The sequence below is a fragment of the Cryobacterium sp. GrIS_2_6 genome (genome assembly GCF_035984545.1).
GTDB lineage: Bacteria > Actinomycetota > Actinomycetes > Actinomycetales > Microbacteriaceae > Cryobacterium.
Genome location: NZ_JAXCHP010000001.1, coordinates 979,929 through 995,411 on the forward strand (window position 1 = coordinate 979,929; position 15,483 = coordinate 995,411).

At 69.8% G+C, this 15,483-nt stretch carries 15 protein-coding genes; 12 read left to right on the forward strand and 3 right to left on the reverse strand.

What is annotated here, in order from left to right; genetic code table 11:
* Window positions 1–96 precede the first annotated feature (96 nt).
* From RCH22_RS05085 to RCH22_RS05100, 4 genes are all read left to right on the forward strand, one after another.
* On the forward strand, window positions 97–588 hold the full coding sequence (locus RCH22_RS05085) for a single-stranded DNA-binding protein (RefSeq protein ID WP_327013023.1): 492 nt from the start codon (window positions 97–99) through the stop codon (window positions 586–588).
* A 75-nt stretch (window positions 589–663) separates the two neighbouring features.
* A complete protein-coding gene (locus tag RCH22_RS05090; protein ID WP_327013024.1) occupies window positions 664–1,119 on the forward strand; it encodes a hypothetical protein in 456 nt (151 codons plus the stop codon).
* Between the two features lie 5 nt (window positions 1,120–1,124).
* Window positions 1,125–2,807: an energy-dependent translational throttle protein EttA gene (gene ettA, locus RCH22_RS05095; protein ID WP_134447826.1), complete on the forward strand. Its 1,683-nt coding sequence runs from the start codon at window positions 1,125–1,127 to the stop codon at window positions 2,805–2,807.
* Window positions 2,808–2,827: 20 nt separating this feature from the next.
* Window positions 2,828–3,319: a thioesterase family protein gene (locus RCH22_RS05100; protein ID WP_327013025.1), complete on the forward strand. Its 492-nt coding sequence runs from the start codon at window positions 2,828–2,830 to the stop codon at window positions 3,317–3,319.
* An 11-nt stretch (window positions 3,320–3,330) separates the two neighbouring features.
* Here RCH22_RS05100 and RCH22_RS05105 read toward each other — a convergent pair whose 3' ends face one another.
* On the reverse strand, window positions 3,331–3,804 hold the full coding sequence (locus tag RCH22_RS05105; RefSeq protein WP_327013026.1) for a Rieske (2Fe-2S) protein: 474 nt from the start codon (window positions 3,802–3,804) through the stop codon (window positions 3,331–3,333).
* 226 nt (window positions 3,805–4,030) lie between these two features.
* Between RCH22_RS05105 and RCH22_RS05110 the strand changes: the two genes are divergently transcribed.
* On the forward strand, window positions 4,031–4,567 hold the full coding sequence (locus tag RCH22_RS05110; RefSeq protein ID WP_327013027.1) for a sigma-70 family RNA polymerase sigma factor: 537 nt from the start codon (window positions 4,031–4,033) through the stop codon (window positions 4,565–4,567).
* Window positions 4,564–5,352 (forward strand): zf-HC2 domain-containing protein, encoded by a 789-nt coding sequence (locus tag RCH22_RS05115; RefSeq protein WP_327013028.1) that lies wholly within the window; start codon window positions 4,564–4,566, stop codon window positions 5,350–5,352. The genes RCH22_RS05110 and RCH22_RS05115 overlap by 4 nt, the downstream gene beginning before the upstream one ends.
* A gap of 27 nt (window positions 5,353–5,379) precedes the next feature.
* On the opposite strand, the gene RCH22_RS05120 is transcribed toward RCH22_RS05115, so the two are convergent.
* Window positions 5,380–6,255, reverse strand: coding sequence for an acyl-CoA thioesterase II (locus RCH22_RS05120; RefSeq protein WP_327013029.1), 876 nt, complete (start codon window positions 6,253–6,255; stop codon window positions 5,380–5,382).
* A gap of 67 nt (window positions 6,256–6,322) precedes the next feature.
* On the opposite strand from RCH22_RS05120, the gene RCH22_RS05125 reads away from it, so the two are divergent.
* Entirely contained in the window at window positions 6,323–7,000 is a 678-nt protein-coding gene (locus RCH22_RS05125; RefSeq protein ID WP_327013030.1) for a hypothetical protein, read from the forward strand.
* A gap of 55 nt (window positions 7,001–7,055) precedes the next feature.
* Entirely contained in the window at window positions 7,056–7,928 is an 873-nt protein-coding gene (locus tag RCH22_RS05130; RefSeq protein ID WP_327013031.1) for a pentapeptide repeat-containing protein, read from the forward strand.
* Between the two features lie 8 nt (window positions 7,929–7,936).
* On the opposite strand, the gene RCH22_RS05135 is transcribed toward RCH22_RS05130, so the two are convergent.
* Window positions 7,937–9,538 (reverse strand): PucR family transcriptional regulator, encoded by a 1,602-nt coding sequence (locus RCH22_RS05135; RefSeq protein WP_327013032.1) that lies wholly within the window; start codon window positions 9,536–9,538, stop codon window positions 7,937–7,939.
* A gap of 142 nt (window positions 9,539–9,680) precedes the next feature.
* On the opposite strand from RCH22_RS05135, the gene gabT reads away from it, so the two are divergent.
* From gabT to RCH22_RS05155, 4 genes are all read left to right on the forward strand, one after another.
* Window positions 9,681–11,045, forward strand: a complete 1,365-nt coding sequence (gene gabT / locus RCH22_RS05140; RefSeq protein WP_327015457.1) for a 4-aminobutyrate--2-oxoglutarate transaminase — start codon at window positions 9,681–9,683, stop codon at window positions 11,043–11,045.
* Window positions 11,042–12,328 (forward strand): Glu/Leu/Phe/Val dehydrogenase, encoded by a 1,287-nt coding sequence (locus RCH22_RS05145; protein WP_327013033.1) that lies wholly within the window; start codon window positions 11,042–11,044, stop codon window positions 12,326–12,328. The genes gabT and RCH22_RS05145 overlap by 4 nt, the downstream gene beginning before the upstream one ends.
* Window positions 12,329–12,415: 87 nt before the next feature.
* Window positions 12,416–13,909: an NAD-dependent succinate-semialdehyde dehydrogenase gene (locus tag RCH22_RS05150; RefSeq protein ID WP_327015458.1), complete on the forward strand. Its 1,494-nt coding sequence runs from the start codon at window positions 12,416–12,418 to the stop codon at window positions 13,907–13,909.
* Window positions 13,910–14,056: 147 nt separating this feature from the next.
* Complete coding sequence (locus RCH22_RS05155; protein ID WP_327013034.1) at window positions 14,057–15,457, forward strand: NAD(P)/FAD-dependent oxidoreductase; 1,401 nt, start codon at window positions 14,057–14,059, stop codon at window positions 15,455–15,457.
* Window positions 15,458–15,483: the final 26 nt, after the last annotated feature.

The window sequence follows — 15,483 nt, forward strand, 5'->3', positions numbered from 1 at the left end:
CTCGGACGTGACCCGGGGGCGTCGGAGACAGGCACGAGCGTCGCCCCCGGGCCAACGCCGGGCGAGCGTCCGGCGACGACCAGGACGGGAGACACCATGAGCAACAGCATTACCGTGACCGGAATCGTGGCGACGACGCCGCGCCACCTCGTGACGAGCGCCGGCCTCGCGATCACCTCCTTCCGGCTGGCCTCCGGACAGCGCCGGTACGACCGGACCCTGCACAGTTGGGTCGACGCCGACACGAACTGGTACACCGTGACCGCGTTCCGTCACCTTGCGCACAACGTCGTGCGTTCGGTACGGAAAGGTGAGCATGTACTCGTGGCCGGGCAGCTGCGGGTGCGGGCGTGGCAGAACGCCGAACGATCGGGCACCTCCGTCGAGGTCGAGGCCGAGGCGGTCGGCCATGACCTGTCCTGGTGCACGACGAACTACCTGCGCCCGGTCACGGCCGCGGCCGCGGTCCAGGGGCTCCCGACTGCGCCGGATCCGGCCGCCGTTTCGGGCGCTTCCTCCGGCGAGACGGTCCCGCCCGCCGGTGTCACGACCGTCGCCACTGGCGAGTCGGCCGTGCGCTCGGTTTAGACTCGATGGCACTGGCCGCACCGCGGCCTCGGGAGGACACACGTGCCGGCAGTACACAGGACGACACTCCGACCCGTGGTGGCCGTCGTCATCGCCGGCCTGGTTGTCGCAGCTCTGGCAGGCTGCACCGCGGGCACCGCTGAACCGACGCCCGTCGCGGCCACACCGACAAGGGTTCCGGTTGCCACCGCCACGGCGGCGCCGGCACCGGCCGTGCGGCCAGAACTCGGCGCCCAGGCGAACCTCGCATACTTCAACCAGGTCGCCGCGGCCGTGGATCTCGCGACGGGCGGGCGCGGCTTCGTGGACGCCCTCGTCGCCGCCGGATTCGACAAGACGATGATCGAGGTCGGGTTCGACAAGACGAGCGTCAATCTCGACGCCGACTCCGTGCAATTCTCGGTCCGCTTCCCCGACGGCTGCCTGATCGGCCAGAACGGGTCGAAGTCCGGCGGGTACCACAGCATGGTCACGTCCGCGATCTCGACCGGCCGGTGTCTGGTCGGGGCCACGCGGCAAATAGACTGGTAAGCACTATGGCCGAATTTATTTATACGATGGTCCGCGCACGCAAGGCGGTAGGCGACAAGCTCATCCTCGACGACGTCACGATGTCGTTCTTCCCCGGTGCCAAAATTGGCATCGTCGGGCCGAACGGCGCCGGAAAGTCCACGATCCTCAAGATCATGGCCGGGCTCGACACCCCGAGCAACGGCGAGGCGAAACTCTCGCCCGGCTATAGCGTCGGCATCCTGATGCAGGAGCCGGAACTCGACGAGACGAAGACGGTCCTCGAGAACGTGCAGGAAGGCGTCGGCCCGATCAAGGCCAAGGTCGACCGGTTCAACGAGATCAGCGCGGCCCTCGGCGAACCCGACGCGGACTTCGACACCCTTCTCGCCGAAATGGGCACGCTCCAGGAAGCCATCGACGCCGCCGACGCCTGGGACCTCGACTCCCAGCTCGAACAGGCGATGGATGCCCTCCGCACGCCGCCGGGAGACTCTGCCGTGGCCGACCTCTCCGGTGGTGAGAAGCGCCGCGTTGCACTGACGAAGCTCCTTCTGCAGAAGCCCGACCTTCTCCTCCTCGACGAGCCCACCAACCACCTCGACGCCGAGAGCGTGCTCTGGCTCGAGCAGCACCTCGCCCAGTACGCCGGCGCCGTGCTCGCCGTCACCCACGACCGGTACTTCCTCGACCACGTCGCCGAATGGATCGCCGAAGTCGACCGTGGCCACCTCTACCCCTACGAGGGCAACTACTCGACCTACCTCGAGAAGAAGCAGGAACGGCTCATGATCGCCGGTAAGAAGGACGCGAAGATGGCTAAGCGTCTCGCCGACGAACTCGAGTGGGTCCGCTCGAACGCGAAGGGTCGCCAGGCCAAGTCCAAGGCGCGCCTCGCCCGCTACGAGGAAATGGCCGCCGCGGCCGAGAGCACCCGCAAGCTCGACTTCGAAGAGATCCAGATCCCGGTCGGCCCGCGCCTCGGTGCCCAGGTCATCGACGCGAAGAAGCTGCACAAGGGCTTCGGCGACCGCGTGCTCATCGACGGGCTGAGCTTCACCCTCCCCCGAAACGGCATCGTGGGCATCATCGGGCCGAACGGCGTGGGAAAGACGACCCTGTTCAAGACGATCGTCGGCAAGGAGCCGCTCGACGGCGGCGAGCTGAAGATCGGCGAGACCGTCGACATCTCCTACGTCGACCAGGACCGCACCGGTATCGACCCGAACAAGTCCCTCTGGGAGGTCGTCTCCGACGGCCAGGACTACATCCAGGTCGGCAAGACCGAGATCCCGTCCCGCGCCTACGTGTCGACCTTCGGATTCAAGGGACCCGACCAGCAGAAGAAGGCCGGCGTGCTCTCCGGTGGAGAGCGCAACCGCCTCAACCTCGCGCTCACCCTCAAGCAGGGCGGCAACCTGCTGCTCCTGGATGAGCCGACTAACGACCTCGACGTCGAAACCCTCGGCTCCCTCGAGAACGCGCTGCTCGAGTTCCCCGGTTGCGCCGTGGTCATCACTCACGACCGGTGGTTCCTCGACCGGATCGCGACCCACATCCTCTCCTACGAGGGCACGGATGAGAACCCGGCGAGCTGGTACTGGTTCGAGGGAAACTTCGAGTCCTACGAGCAGAACAAGATCGAGCGGCTCGGCCCCGACGCCGCGAAGCCGCACAGGTCCGCGTACCGCAAGCTCACGCGCGACTAGGCCGGGAACGGGCCAGCGCGATGAAGCTGCACGTGCCGATCAGCCTGCGCTGGTCAGACCTCGATGCGTACGGCCACGTCAACAACGCCTCGATGCTGCGCCTCCTCGAGGAGGCGCGCATCCAGGCGTTCTGGCTCGACGACGAGGTTGAGCCCGGCTCGGGGGCCGGGACCGCCGTTCTCGACGGCCGGCCCGGCGCGGCGACGCTGACCGTGATCGCGCGGCTCGAAGCCGAGTACCTGTTGTCGATCCCGTACCTGCGGCAGCCGGTGGACATCCGTCTCTGGCTCGGCAAGGTCGGCGGGGCGAGCCTCGAGGTGTGTTACGAGGTCTGGGGGCCGGCGGACGCCGAGCCGGCGGTTTTGTACGCGCAGGCCAGTACCACGATCGTGCTCATCGACGCGGCAACCCAGCGCCCGCGCAAGATCACCGACGCGGAGCGTGCGGCGTGGCTGCCCTACCTCGAAGACCCGGTGCGATTCACCCGCAGGGCTGCCCTTCCGGAAGACTGAACTCCAGCCGCTCAGCTCGCGGTGACCGAGTCTCCCGAAACCGTGACGGTGATGCCGATCAGCGGTTTCGGGGCGGGGCCCGCGAGAACGGCGCCCGTTGCCGTGTCGAACTTCGAACCGTGGCACGGGCAGTCGAAGGACGTGTCGACGAGCTTCACGATGCAGCCCTGGTGCGTGCACACGGCGCTGAAGGCCACGACCTTGCCTTTGGTCGGCTGGCTGACGAAGATGGCCTTGCCGTTCAGGGCGGTCTCGATCGAGCCGCCGACCGGGATGTCGGAGAGCTTGGCGACCACGGTCCCGCCACTTCCGGTGGCGGCGGTACTGCCCGCAGAGGGCATTGCGGCCCCCGTCGAACCTCCGGCCGATCCGGCGGCGGTGCCGCCCGTCGTGGTCGGGGCGCAGGCGGCCAGGGTCACGGCGGCGGTGCCTGCGGTGCCGATCAGCAGTGCGGCGCGGCGGGAGACCGCGGTGTCGTTCGTCATGATTCTCCTCGTGATGGTGGTCGTGGTGGTCGTGGCGGTCGGTGAGGGCGAATGGGCTGCTCCCCGTTCGCAAGCTGGCGCTCCTCGTTAGGGTGCTACTAGTTACTACGAGACTGCCCGGTCATCGGTTCAAAGCCCATCACGGAAAATCGACGGACTTCGACAAAACTCGGCGGAAACTGAACGAACGGCGCAGCGAGCCCGTGTTAACGATAGGAGGTGCGCTGTGGCGGAGAAAGCCGGACGCGGGGAACGGCCCGTCGACGCGCGTGCCGGCCTGCTGCGCGCCCTGCACGATGCGCACGCCGTGGAACTCCGTCGGTACGTGTCCCGGCTGACCGGCGATTCCACCCTGGCCGATGACGTTGTGCAGGAGACCCTGTTGCGCGCCTGGCGACTGCCCCGGGTGCTCGACGATGCGGACTCGGCGCGCGCCTGGCTCTTCACCGTCGCCCGCCACCTCGTCATCGACGAATGGCGCTCGGCCAGGAATCGCCACGAAATCAGCACAGGCGAACTCCCCGAGCGCCTGACGAACGATGCGACGGCAGCACTCCTCGACGCGTGGCTCGTGGCGGATGCCCTCGACGGCCTCTCCGCAGATCACCGGGCCGTGGTCGTCTGCGCCTACTTCCGGGGACAGTCGGTCGCCGAGACCGCGCGCTCTCTCGACATCCCGGAAGGCACTGTGAAGTCGCGCCTGCACTACGCCCTGCGGGCCATGCGCCTGAGTCTCACCGAGAAGGGAGTGACCGAGCGATGACCACGACAGGATCCGGCGCGTCAGACACCGGGCGCGACCCCCGGTCCGGACGCGACCCGTACGCCGAGTGGGACGCCGCCTACGTGCTCGGCGCGCTCGCGACCGAGGAACGCCACGACTACGAACGCCACCTGCGCACGTGCGCGGACTGCACCCGTCGGGTTGCCGAGATCGCCGGGCTCCCCGGGCTCCTCGGCCTCGTACCGACGGCCGAGGTGTTGGAGACCGCGGAGTTGCCGGGCGTCCTGCCTCGCGGCCACGGCCTGCCACGGCTGCTCGCTGCTGCGCGGCGGCGCAGGCGGCGCGGACGGATGCTGCAGGCCGGGCTCCTGCTCGCAGTGGCGGCCGTCGCTGCGACGGTGGCGATCGTGCTGCCGGCCCGGCTCGCCCCGGCGTCGATCGCAGAACCTCCCGGGGAGCTCGTCACACTGCGCCAGGTGGTCCCGAACCCGCTGAGCGCGGATGTCCGCCTGGCGGCTCAGCCCGGCGGTACCCGCATCGACGGCTCGTGCAGCTATGGCCTGCCCGAATCCGGCACCGAATCCGGCACCGAATCCGGCACCGGCGACGGCGCCGCGGCGGAGCGGGCTTACGCGATGTTCATCACGGACCGGAACGGGGAGGCGACGCAGGTCGCGAGCTGGCTCGCGGGTCCTGGCATGACGGTCCCTGTCGTGGGAACCACGAAACTGGACACGGACGAGATCGCATCCGTCGACATCCGTTTGCAGCCCAACGGCATCGTGCTGCTCGCGGCCGAGCCTGGACTTGAGCCGGCGCAGTAATCCGGCGCAGTGATCCCGGGCCGGCTGCTACTCCTTGTTCGCGGGAATCCGGACCATGCCCTCCTGGGCAACTGTCGCGAGCAGGAGACCCTCGCGGCTGTAGATGCTGCCGGTGGAGAGTCCTCGGCCCCCCTGGGCGGTGGGGGAGTCCTGAACGTAGAGCATCCACTCGTCGACGCGCCCGAAGCGGTGGAACCACATCGCGTGATCGAGGCTCGCGACCTTGAGGCCCGGCGTCGCCCAGGCGATGCCGTGGCGGCGCATGACCGGCTCCATGATCGAATAGTCGCTCGCATACGCCAGGGCGGCACGATGCAGGTCCGGGTCGTCGGGAAGCGCGCCGAGGGTCTTCATCCACACGGCCTGGTGGCTGGTGTGCTCGCCCTTGACCTGCAGGTAGATCGGCGAAGGAACGTGCCGCATGTCGAAGGCACGCTCGCTCGCCCAGTACCGGGCGATGGTGTGGTCGACCTGGGCGAGGGACTCCGCGGCGGTCGGCAACGACTCCGGCTCCGGCAGCCCGGCCGGCATGTCGATGTGATGCTCGAGTCCCTCGTCGTCATCCTGGAAGGACGCGATCATCGAGAGGATCGGGTGGCCGTTCTGGTACGCCTGCGTGCGCCGGGTAGAGAAGGAGCGGCCGTCGTGGATCCGGTCAACGGAGAATGTGATCGGCTGGCTGACGTCACCCGGTCGCAGGAAGTAGCCGTGCATCGAATGCACGTGGCGGTCGTCGGGCACGGTGCGCATCGCGGCGACGAGGGATTGGGCGAGGACCTGTCCGCCGAACACCCGGCCGAGGGGCATCCACTGCGACGGGCCGGTGAAGATGTCCTCGCTCGTGCGCGCCCCTGTGTCGGTCAGGTCGAGGGCGTTCAAGAGACCTTCCATCGGCATGTCCATGCGTCCTCCTCGGCAGTGTGTGCGAAGTCGGTATGAGCCTCGCCGTACCTTGGTAGTTTAGGAGCAGATGAGCCAGTCATTTATTCTCACGGATTCCTTTGCCCTCAGCGATCTGCAGGTCTACCTGTCTCGCGCCAGCCGTGTCGAGGACGGTTCGGTGCGCCTGATTTCGGCCGCCGGCGCGCTCGCGGTGTACTCCGCGATCCTCTACCCGCGCGGCCTCCTCGATGGGAGCCCGACCGTGCTCGGTCTGCGCACCTTCGGCCTCGACGAACCCGTCGAACTCGACGCCGTCGTGCCGGTGCGTTCCCTGCTCGATCGGGTCGCCCGCCTTGCCGCCGGGGGAAGCGACCCGGAGGAGCCGGTCGCGGTGACCGTGCCCCTCGAGGTCACGACCGTGACCTGGGCCGGTATCTCCCCGCCCCGGGGTGGCTGGAAACTCCTCGGCGAGACGGATGCCGCGCTCCTGACGGGCGCTGCGGCCGCCGGTATCGACGAGGTCGCCTCCACCGTGCCGCGGGACTCGGGCGCGCAGGTCGTGCAGCGAGTCCGTGCAGAGGTCTGGGGTCGCCCGATTGCGGGACTCGAGATCGTTCCGGCCGGGGCGGCGTTCGCGGCGGTGAGTCTCGGCTTCCTGCCCAAGGACGAACCGGTGCGGCTCTTCGAGACCGGGCCCTGGACCCGGCTCAGCACGAGCCGCGGCCACATCCTCGTGCGTCGCAAGCCCTGGTCGTTGCGCGCCTGACCCGTGCCCGGGAATTCCGGTTGGCCCTGCCGGAGCGCGGACTACGATGAACGCGATGACGGAACGAACCAGGATTGAGCTCGGGCGCCGCGAAGACCTCGGTGCCGACTGCGCCAGGTGCTTCGGACTCTGCTGCGTCGCCCTGGCCTTCGCCAGGTCCGCCGACTTCCCGTTCGACAAGCCGGCCGGCGATCCCTGCGAGAACCTCGACGAACGCGACGCGTGCCGCGTGCACGCCGACTTGCGTCCCCGGGGCTTCACCGGCTGCACCGTGTTCGACTGTTTCGGTGCCGGCCAGAAGGTCTCGCAGCAGACCTTCGCCGGCCGGTCCTGGCGGGACGATCCGGGGACCAGGGACGCCATGTTCGCGATCTTCCCGATCGTGCGGCGGCTCCACGAACTCCTCTGGTACCTCGAGCAGGCGATCAGCCTTGTCAGGGACGCGGGTGATCCGGCTCCGCTGTTGTCGCGCTTCGATCGCGTCAGCGCGCTCAGCCGGGAGCAGCCGGATCTGCTCGCGGGCCTCGACGTCGACGCGGAGTATGACGCGGCCCGGCCGCTCCTCCTCCAGGCGAGCGAGGACGCGCGCAGGGGCATCCTCGGCGAAACGCGGGATCGAGGAGTTCGGCGCCGGCTCGGCCCGGGGAGAGACTTGGCGGGCGCGGCGCTCACCGGTGCGGACCTTCGTGGACTGAGCCTGCGCGGCTCCCTCCTGATCGCAGCGGATCTCAGCGGAGCCCGGCTGTCGCACTGCGACCTCCTCGGTGTCGACCTGCGCAACGCGAACCTCGCGGGAGCGGACCTCGCCGGCGCGATCTACCTGACCCAGATGCAGGTCAGCAGCGCCAGAGGCGACCACCTCACCGTCCTGTCCCAGGGGTTCGTGCGCCCAGCGCACTGGAGTGCGGGTGAGCAGAACCGCCCGTGAGACGGTTCTCAGCTACTGAGGTGCTCAGGGGGTGATCCGGCGTCGTCACCGGACGCGAGCAGTGCCGCCCAGATGTCGGCGCGGGCGTGGAAGGTGCCGAAGTCACGGCCGAGGAGTGCCTCGGCCTGGCTCACCCGGGCCCGCACCGTGTGCCGGTGCACGCCGAGCTCGGTGGCCGCTGGACCGAATTGCCCGTTGCGCCCGAGCCACACCCGGAGCGTGCGGACGAGTTCAGTGCCGTGGACGGCGTCGTGCGCCGTGAGCGGCTGGAGCGTCGCGCGTCCGACCTCCGAGGCATCCGTGCCGGCGAGGAACGCGAGAACGCCCTGTCGGGAGATCACGTCGAATTCGACGATGCCGGGCGCGCCCTCGTGCGAGCGTTCGAGGGCCTGGCTGGCCTGGGCGAGGGCGTGCGGCAGCTCACGGTACCTGGCCCGGTCGGAGAGCCCCAGGTGCAGCCCGAAGCCGACGAGCTCATCGAGCAGGGGCCCGGCAGTGGCGTCGACGCACAAGACCACGAGGCCGCCCTGGCGCGCGAAGAACAGGTGTCCAGGGCTCTCCTCCACCCGGAGCTCGAGGAACTCGGTCAGGGCGTCCAGCCGCCCTGGCGCGGGGTCGGTCACGGCGACCCGTACCGGCTCGAACGGGAGCGGCCCCCACATCTCCCCGGATGTCGCCTGCACGAGGTCGACGTCGCCGCCGAGCAGCGCGTGCAGCAGCCCGGACCGGAGGAGCCCGCGCGCCCGGTCGAGCGCACTGTTCTGCTCGAGCGCGAGCCCGGCGAGCGCGATCACGCTCGTCACGACCTCCTGGCTGGCCTGGTCGAGCTCGCCGGGACCCCCGTGGGCGAGGACGCCGCGCAGCTGGTCGCGTCGGCCCAGGGTCTGCAGGGTCAGCGTCTCTCCGCCGGTCGAAACGGACGTGCTGGCCCGCTGCCCGCGCCGGATCAACTGGGCTGCCTCGCGCTGCACCCGGTCGAGAGAGCCGCGTGAAGCGGATGCGCCCGCGAAGGTGTCCCGGGGGAAGACCCGGTCGAGGGCCCCGCTCATGTCGAAGAGCGCGACCCAGTGGCCGAGTTGTCTGGACAGCTCGCTGAGGGTCGCGCTGAGGCCGTCCGGGCGGAGCGCCGCGAGCGCGATGGACCGCTGGGCGCCGAGCGCCCAGGTGTTCCTGGCATAGCGGAGCTCGGCGACGAGGTCGCCGGCGGCCCGGGCGACGGCGATGAACGGCGTCTCGTACGGCACTTCGACGAGGGGGAGTCCCCGAGACTGGCAGGCCGCGACGAGGGCGTCGGGGGTGCCGGAGCGGAGGACTTCCGTGCCGAATCCGAGGCAGACGATGCCGCGGTCGCGCAGCCGGGTCACGTAGTCGATGTAGAACGCGTCCGTGACAGCCTCCGCGAACTGGCGCCCGGTCGTCAGCAGCACCTGGTGTGCGGACAGGAACGGGGTCGGGTCGGCGAGGTCTGAGCTGTGCACCCATTCGACGGGCTGGTCGAGGGCGTACGGCGGCAGGCCGGCCTCCGGAGTGAGCAGCCGCAGCCGCAGGTCCGGCCGGTCGAGGAGGCGGCGCAGCGCGGGCAGCGGCGGCGGTGCGTTGAGCGGGGGCATGCGCCGAGTGTACAACGTGGCGAAACTCGGCCCGCGATCTGTACATCGCGGCGAGCGCGCTGCCGTCGGCGCTCTGCCTAGCATGGCACCTGACATCGACGCCGCCCGGTCGATGCACCTCGGTTCACGAACTGGAGCAGACATGACCCTCGTCGCATCCCCGCCCACCACCGTTCCCGTCGGCGGCCCGTCCCTCCCGCAGGAACGTCGCCTCACGACGAGCATCCCCGGGCCCCAGTCGCAGGCTCTCCAGGCGCGCAAGACCGCCGCGGTCTCCGCGGGCGTCGGCGTCACCCTTCCCGTTTACATCGTCGCCGCCGGCGGCGGCGTGCTCGTCGACGTTGACGGCAACTCCCTGATCGACCTCGGCAGCGGCATCGCCGTGACCGGCGTCGGCAACAGCGCGCCCCGCGTCGTCGAGGCTGTTGCCGCCCAGCTCGCCCAGTTCACCCACACCTGCTTCACGGTCGCCCCGTATGACTCGTACATCGAGGTCGCCGAGGCGCTCAACCGGGTCACCCCCGGTGACCACGCCAAGCGGACCGCCCTGTTCAACTCCGGCGCCGAGGCTGTCGAGAACGCCGTCAAGATCGCACGGCACTACACGGGACGGCAGGCCGTCGTGGCCTTCGATCACGCCTACCATGGCCGCACCACCCTGACCATGAGCCTCACCGCCAAGAACCAGCCATACAAGAACGGGTTCGGTCCGTTCGCCGCCGAGGTCTACCGGGCGCCGATGTCCTACCCGTTGCGTGACGGCGGTCTCGACGGCGTCGTCGCCGCGAAGCGCGCCATCTCCCAGATCGAGAAGCAGATCGGCGCCGAGAACCTCGCCGCGCTCATCATCGAACCGATCCAGGGCGAGGGTGGCTTCATCGTCCCGGCCGCGGGCTTCCTGCCGACCCTCCTGGCCTGGTGCCGCAGCAACGGGGTCGTCTTCATCGCCGATGAGGTGCAGACCGGCTTCGCCCGCACCGGCGCCATGTTCGCCTGCGACCACGAGGGCATCGTGCCCGACCTGATCGTGATGGCCAAGGGCATCGCCGGCGGCCTCCCGCTCTCCGCGGTCACCGGCCGCGCCGAGATCATGGACGCCCCGCAGGTCGGCGGCATCGGCGGCACCTACGGCGGAAACCCGCTCGCCTGCGCAGCGGCCCTCGCCACCCTCGACACCTACGAGAGCGAGAACCTGGTCGAGCGCGCCCGCGAGATCGGCACCATCCTCACCGGCCGGCTGAACGCCATCCGCGCCTTCGACAAGCGCGTCGGCGACGTCCGCGGCCGCGGTGCCATGATCGCCATCGAGCTCGTCGACTCGGCGACGGGTGAACCGGATGCCGCACTCACCTCCCGCGTCGCGGCCGCCGTCCATGCGCAGGGCGTCATCGTCCTCACCTGCGGAACCTACGGGAACGTGATCCGGTTCCTGCCGCCGCTGAGTATCTCGGACGAGCTCCTCGTCGAGGGCCTCCAGGTCGTCGCACACGCACTGGCGAACGCATGAGCCTGCTCGAGGCCCGGCCGGCCGTTCGCCAGGTCACGCCCCTCGCCACGCCGCTCGTCGACGCCCGGTCGCAGCTCAGCGACGCCGTCGCCCTGCTCGGCTACCCGGACGGCCTGCACGCGTTGCTCGCGACCCCGCGCCGCGAGCTCACCGTCGCCGTTCCGCTGCGCCGGGACGACGGCAGCACCCGACTGTTCACCGGCTACCGGGTGCAGCACAACTTCTCCCGCGGCCCGGCCAAGGGCGGCCTGCGCTACAGCCCGCACGTGACCCTCGACGAGGTGCGCGCCCTCGCGATGTGGATGACCTGGAAATGCGCCTTGCTCGACGTGCCGTACGGCGGTGCCAAGGGCGGTGTCACGATCGACCCGCGCGAATTCTCGCTCCCGGAGCTCGAGCGCGTCACCCGCAGGTACACGAGCGAGATCCTGCCGATCATCGGCCCGGAGAAGGACATCCCGGCCCCCGACATCGGCACCGACGAGCGCACCATGGCCTGGATGATGGACACATACTCCGTCAACGTCGGCTACACCGTTCCCGGGATCGTCACGGGCAAGCCAATCAGCCTCGGCGGTTCCCACGGCCGCGCGAGCGCGACCAGCCGCGGCGTGACCCATGTCGCACTCGCCGCCCTCCGGCACAGCGGCATCACTCCATATGGGGCGACCGCAGCAGTGCAGGGCTTCGGCAAGGTCGGCCACGACGCTGCCGTGTTCCTCGCCGACGCGGGGGTACGGGTCGTTGCGGTCAGCGACCAGTACGGTGCCGTCTACAACGAGCGGGGTATCGACTTCGCCGGGCTCGACGCGCACGTCGCCGCGACCGGCCGGGTCGTCGGATTCGGCGGGGCGGACCCGCTCGACGGCGAAGCACTGCTCGAGCTCGACGTCGACCTGCTTGTCCCCGCTGCGGTCGAGGGCGTCCTGCACGCCGGGAACGCTGCCCGCGTGATGGCACGCGTGATCGTCGAGGGCGCGAACGGCCCGACCTCCCCGGCCGCCGACCGGATCTTCGCCGCGAACGGACAGCTCGTGGTCCCCGACATCCTTGCGAACGCCGGCGGAGTGCTCGTCTCCTACTTCGAGTGGGTGCAGGGCAACCAGGCCTACTGGTGGAACGCCGCAGAGGTCGAACAGAAGCTCGAAGAGCGGATGCTCGCCGCCTGGCAGCAGGTCGTCGAAACCGCCGCCTCCCGGGACCTCTCCCTGCGGGCAGCGGCGACGGTCCTCGCCGTCGAACGCGTCGCCGAGGCCCACCTGCTCCGCGGACTCTACCCCTGACGCCCGTTCGTTTCCCACCGCCTGCCGTACCTGCCCCGTGACCGAAAGAGAACACCCGTGACCAGTCTCAGCACCGAGAACCGCCCCCTGAGCCCCGCCTCCGGCGAGAACACCACCACCGGCACCCGGCGGGAGGCCGAACTCCTCAACCGGGTCCCCGATGGTCTCTACATCGACGGCACCTGGCAGCCCGGCACGGGGGAGCCGATCATCGTGACGGACCCGGCGACCGGGCGCGAGCTCAAGCGAATCGCCAACGCGGGCGTCGCGGACGGCGGACGCGCCCTCGACGCCGCCGTCGCCGCGGGTCCCGCCTGGGCGGCGACCGCACCGCGGGTGCGGGCCGAGATCCTGCGTCGTGCGTTCGACCTGCTGCAGGAACGCCGGGAGGACTTCGCCCTGCTGATGACCATCGAAATGGGCAAGCCACTCGCCGAGGCTCGCGCCGAGGTCGGCTATGGCGGGGAATTCCTGCGTTGGTTCAGCGAGGAGGCCGTCCGAATCACCGGGCGCTTCGGGCCGGCGCCCGAGGGTACCGGCCAGATGGTCGTTTCGCAGCGCCCGGTCGGCCCGTGCCTCCTGATCACCCCGTGGAACTTCCCGCTCGCGATGGCGACCCGCAAGATCGCCCCCGCGCTCGCCGCGGGTTGCACAGTCGTGATCAAGCCCGCGGAACTCACCCCGCTCACCACCCTCTTCTTCGCCCAGCTGCTCGAGGACGCGGGCGTTCCCGCCGGCGTCGTCAACGTGATCACGACCTCGGAATCCGCTGAGGTCTCCGCCCCGCTGATCGCAGACCCGCGGCTCCGGAAGCTCAGCTTCACCGGCTCGACCGGTGTCGGCCGGGCGCTGCTCCGCCAGGCCGCCGAGGGCGTGCTGCGCACCTCGATGGAGCTGGGCGGGAACGCGCCGTTCCTCGTCTTCGCCGACGCGGACCTCGACCGGGCCGTCGACGGCGCCATGCTCGCCAAGTTCCGCAACATCGGTCAGGCGTGCACGGCAGCGAACCGGTTCATCGTGCACGCGTCCGTCGCCGAGGAATTCGCGCGCCGCCTCGTCGCCCGCGTAGAAGCCCTCCGGATCGGCCGGGGCACCGAGCCGGACGTGACGATCGGCCCGCTCGTCAACGACGCAGCCGTCGCCAACACCGAGAAGCTCGTGAGCGATGCCCTCGACCGCGGTGCGACCCTCCTCACCGGCGGATTCCGCCCGGAGGGTCCAGGGTCGTTCTACGCCCCGACCGTGCTGACCGACGTCGCGGCCGACAGCGACCTGCTTCGCCAGGAGATCTTCGGGCCCGTCGTCGGGATCGTGACCTTCACGGAGGAGGACGAGGCGATCCGGCTCGCCAACGATACCGAGTACGGGCTGATCAGCTACGTCTTCACCGAGAACATCGCCCGCGGCCAACGGATGATCGCCGGGCTCGACACGGGCATGATGGGACTGAACACGGGACTCGTGTCCAACGCCGCCGCCCCCTTCGGAGGCGTCAAGCAATCAGGGCTCGGCCGGGAGGGCGGCCTCGAGGGAATCCACGAGTACCTGTCCCCGAAGTACACCCTGATCCCCGCGTCCTGAGGGACACCAGGACGCGCACGGCGGGCGGCGCAGCATCCGCCGCCCGTGCGCGATCGTGACCGTGACCCCGCAGGACCTCGCCTGACCTCGCACGACCTCGCACGATTCCCGAATGACCTCGCAGCACCCACGTATGGAGGAGTTTTCATGACAACCAGGATCGACCGTGACATCGTCATCATCGGCGCAGGGGCATCCGGCCTGACCGCAGCAACGTCGCTGCGCCGGGCCGGCCTCACCGTCGCCGTGCTCGAAGCGCGCGACCGGGTCGGCGGTCGGCTGTGGACCGACGACATCGAGGGAGCCACGCTCGAGATCGGCGGCCAGTGGGTGTCACCGGACCAGCACGCGCTCAAGGAGACCCTTGCAGAGCTCGGTCTCGAGACCTACTCCCGGTACCGCGCCGGAGAGAACGTCTACATCAACGACTCCGGGGTGCGCACCCGCTTCGAGGGCGAGATCTTCCCGGTCTCCCCGGAGACCCAGGCCGAGATCGTCGCCCTCATCGAAACGCTCGACGCGCTTGTCGCCGAGGTCGACCCCGATCGGCCGTGGGCGCACCCGCGGGCCGTGGAACTCGACCGGATCTCCTTCGCCGGGTGGCTCGCAACCCAGACAGCCGACCAGGAGGCCCGCGACAACGTCGCGATGTTCATCGCCGGCGCCATGCTGACCAAGCCCGCGCACGCCTTCTCCGCCCTTCAGGCCCTGCTGATGGCCGCGAGTGCCGGAAGCTTCAGCAACCTCGTCGACGCCGACTTCATCCTCGACGAACGCGTCGTCGGCGGCCTCCAGCAGGTCCCGCTGCTGCTCGCGGAACAGCTCGGCGATGACGTGCACCTCGGGGAGCCGGTGCGCACCCTCCGCTGGAGCGACGAGGGTGTCGTCGCGGTCACCGACGGACTCGAGGTGCACGCCCGCCGGGCGATCCTCGCGCTTCCGCCGACGCTGCTCAGCCGGATCTCCTTCGAACCTGCCCTGCCCCGCCGCCAGCACCAGTTGCACCAGCACCTCTCGATGGGTCTCGTGATCAAGGTCCACGCCGTCTACGAGACCCCGTTCTGGCGCGAGGACGGCCTCTCCGGCACCGCGTTCAGTCCCTACGAGCTCGTGCACGAGGCGTACGACAACACCAACTTCGGAGACGACCGCGGCACCCTCGTCGGTTTCGTGTCCGATGAGGCGGCGGATGCCGTGTTCCGGCTCCCCGCGGAGGAGCGCCGGGCGCGCATCCTGCTATCGCTTTCGCACTACTTCGGGGACAAGGCGCTGTCGCCGGCGGTCTACTACGAAAGTGACTGGGGCAACGAGGAATGGACCCGGGGCGCATACGCCGCGAGTTTCGACCTCGGCGGACTCGCCCGATATGGCGCCGACCTGCGCACCCCCGTCGGGCCGATCCACTTCTCCTGCAGCGACCTGGCCGGCAAGGGCTACCAGCACGTCGACGGGGCGATCCGGATGGGTCGGGACACCGCTGTCGCGATCGCGGCCGTGCTCGAGCCGGTACTCGAGCCGGTCGGGGCGCTGACGAGCGTCCTGGACTAGGCAACCGCCGGACGCTCCCGTGACAG

Coding starts and splice junctions, on each gene's coding strand:
- ettA (WP_134447826.1), top strand. CDS start 1,125: ATGGCCGAATTTATTTATACGATGGTCCGCGCACGCAAGGCGGTAGGC.
- RCH22_RS05100 (WP_327013025.1), top strand. CDS start 2,828: ATGAAGCTGCACGTGCCGATCAGCCTGCGCTGGTCAGACCTCGATGCG.
- RCH22_RS05125 (WP_327013030.1), top strand. CDS start 6,323: ATGAGCCAGTCATTTATTCTCACGGATTCCTTTGCCCTCAGCGATCTG.
- RCH22_RS05130 (WP_327013031.1), top strand. CDS start 7,056: ATGACGGAACGAACCAGGATTGAGCTCGGGCGCCGCGAAGACCTCGGT.
- gabT (WP_327015457.1), top strand. CDS start 9,681: ATGACCCTCGTCGCATCCCCGCCCACCACCGTTCCCGTCGGCGGCCCG.
- RCH22_RS05115 (WP_327013028.1), top strand. CDS start 4,564: ATGACCACGACAGGATCCGGCGCGTCAGACACCGGGCGCGACCCCCGG.
- RCH22_RS05135 (WP_327013032.1), bottom strand. CDS start 9,538: ATGCCCCCGCTCAACGCACCGCCGCCGCTGCCCGCGCTGCGCCGCCTC.
- RCH22_RS05120 (WP_327013029.1), bottom strand. CDS start 6,255: ATGGACATGCCGATGGAAGGTCTCTTGAACGCCCTCGACCTGACCGAC.
- RCH22_RS05105 (WP_327013026.1), bottom strand. CDS start 3,804: ATGACGAACGACACCGCGGTCTCCCGCCGCGCCGCACTGCTGATCGGC.
- RCH22_RS05145 (WP_327013033.1), top strand. CDS start 11,042: ATGAGCCTGCTCGAGGCCCGGCCGGCCGTTCGCCAGGTCACGCCCCTC.
- RCH22_RS05155 (WP_327013034.1), top strand. CDS start 14,057: ATGACAACCAGGATCGACCGTGACATCGTCATCATCGGCGCAGGGGCA.
- RCH22_RS05085 (WP_327013023.1), top strand. CDS start 97: ATGAGCAACAGCATTACCGTGACCGGAATCGTGGCGACGACGCCGCGC.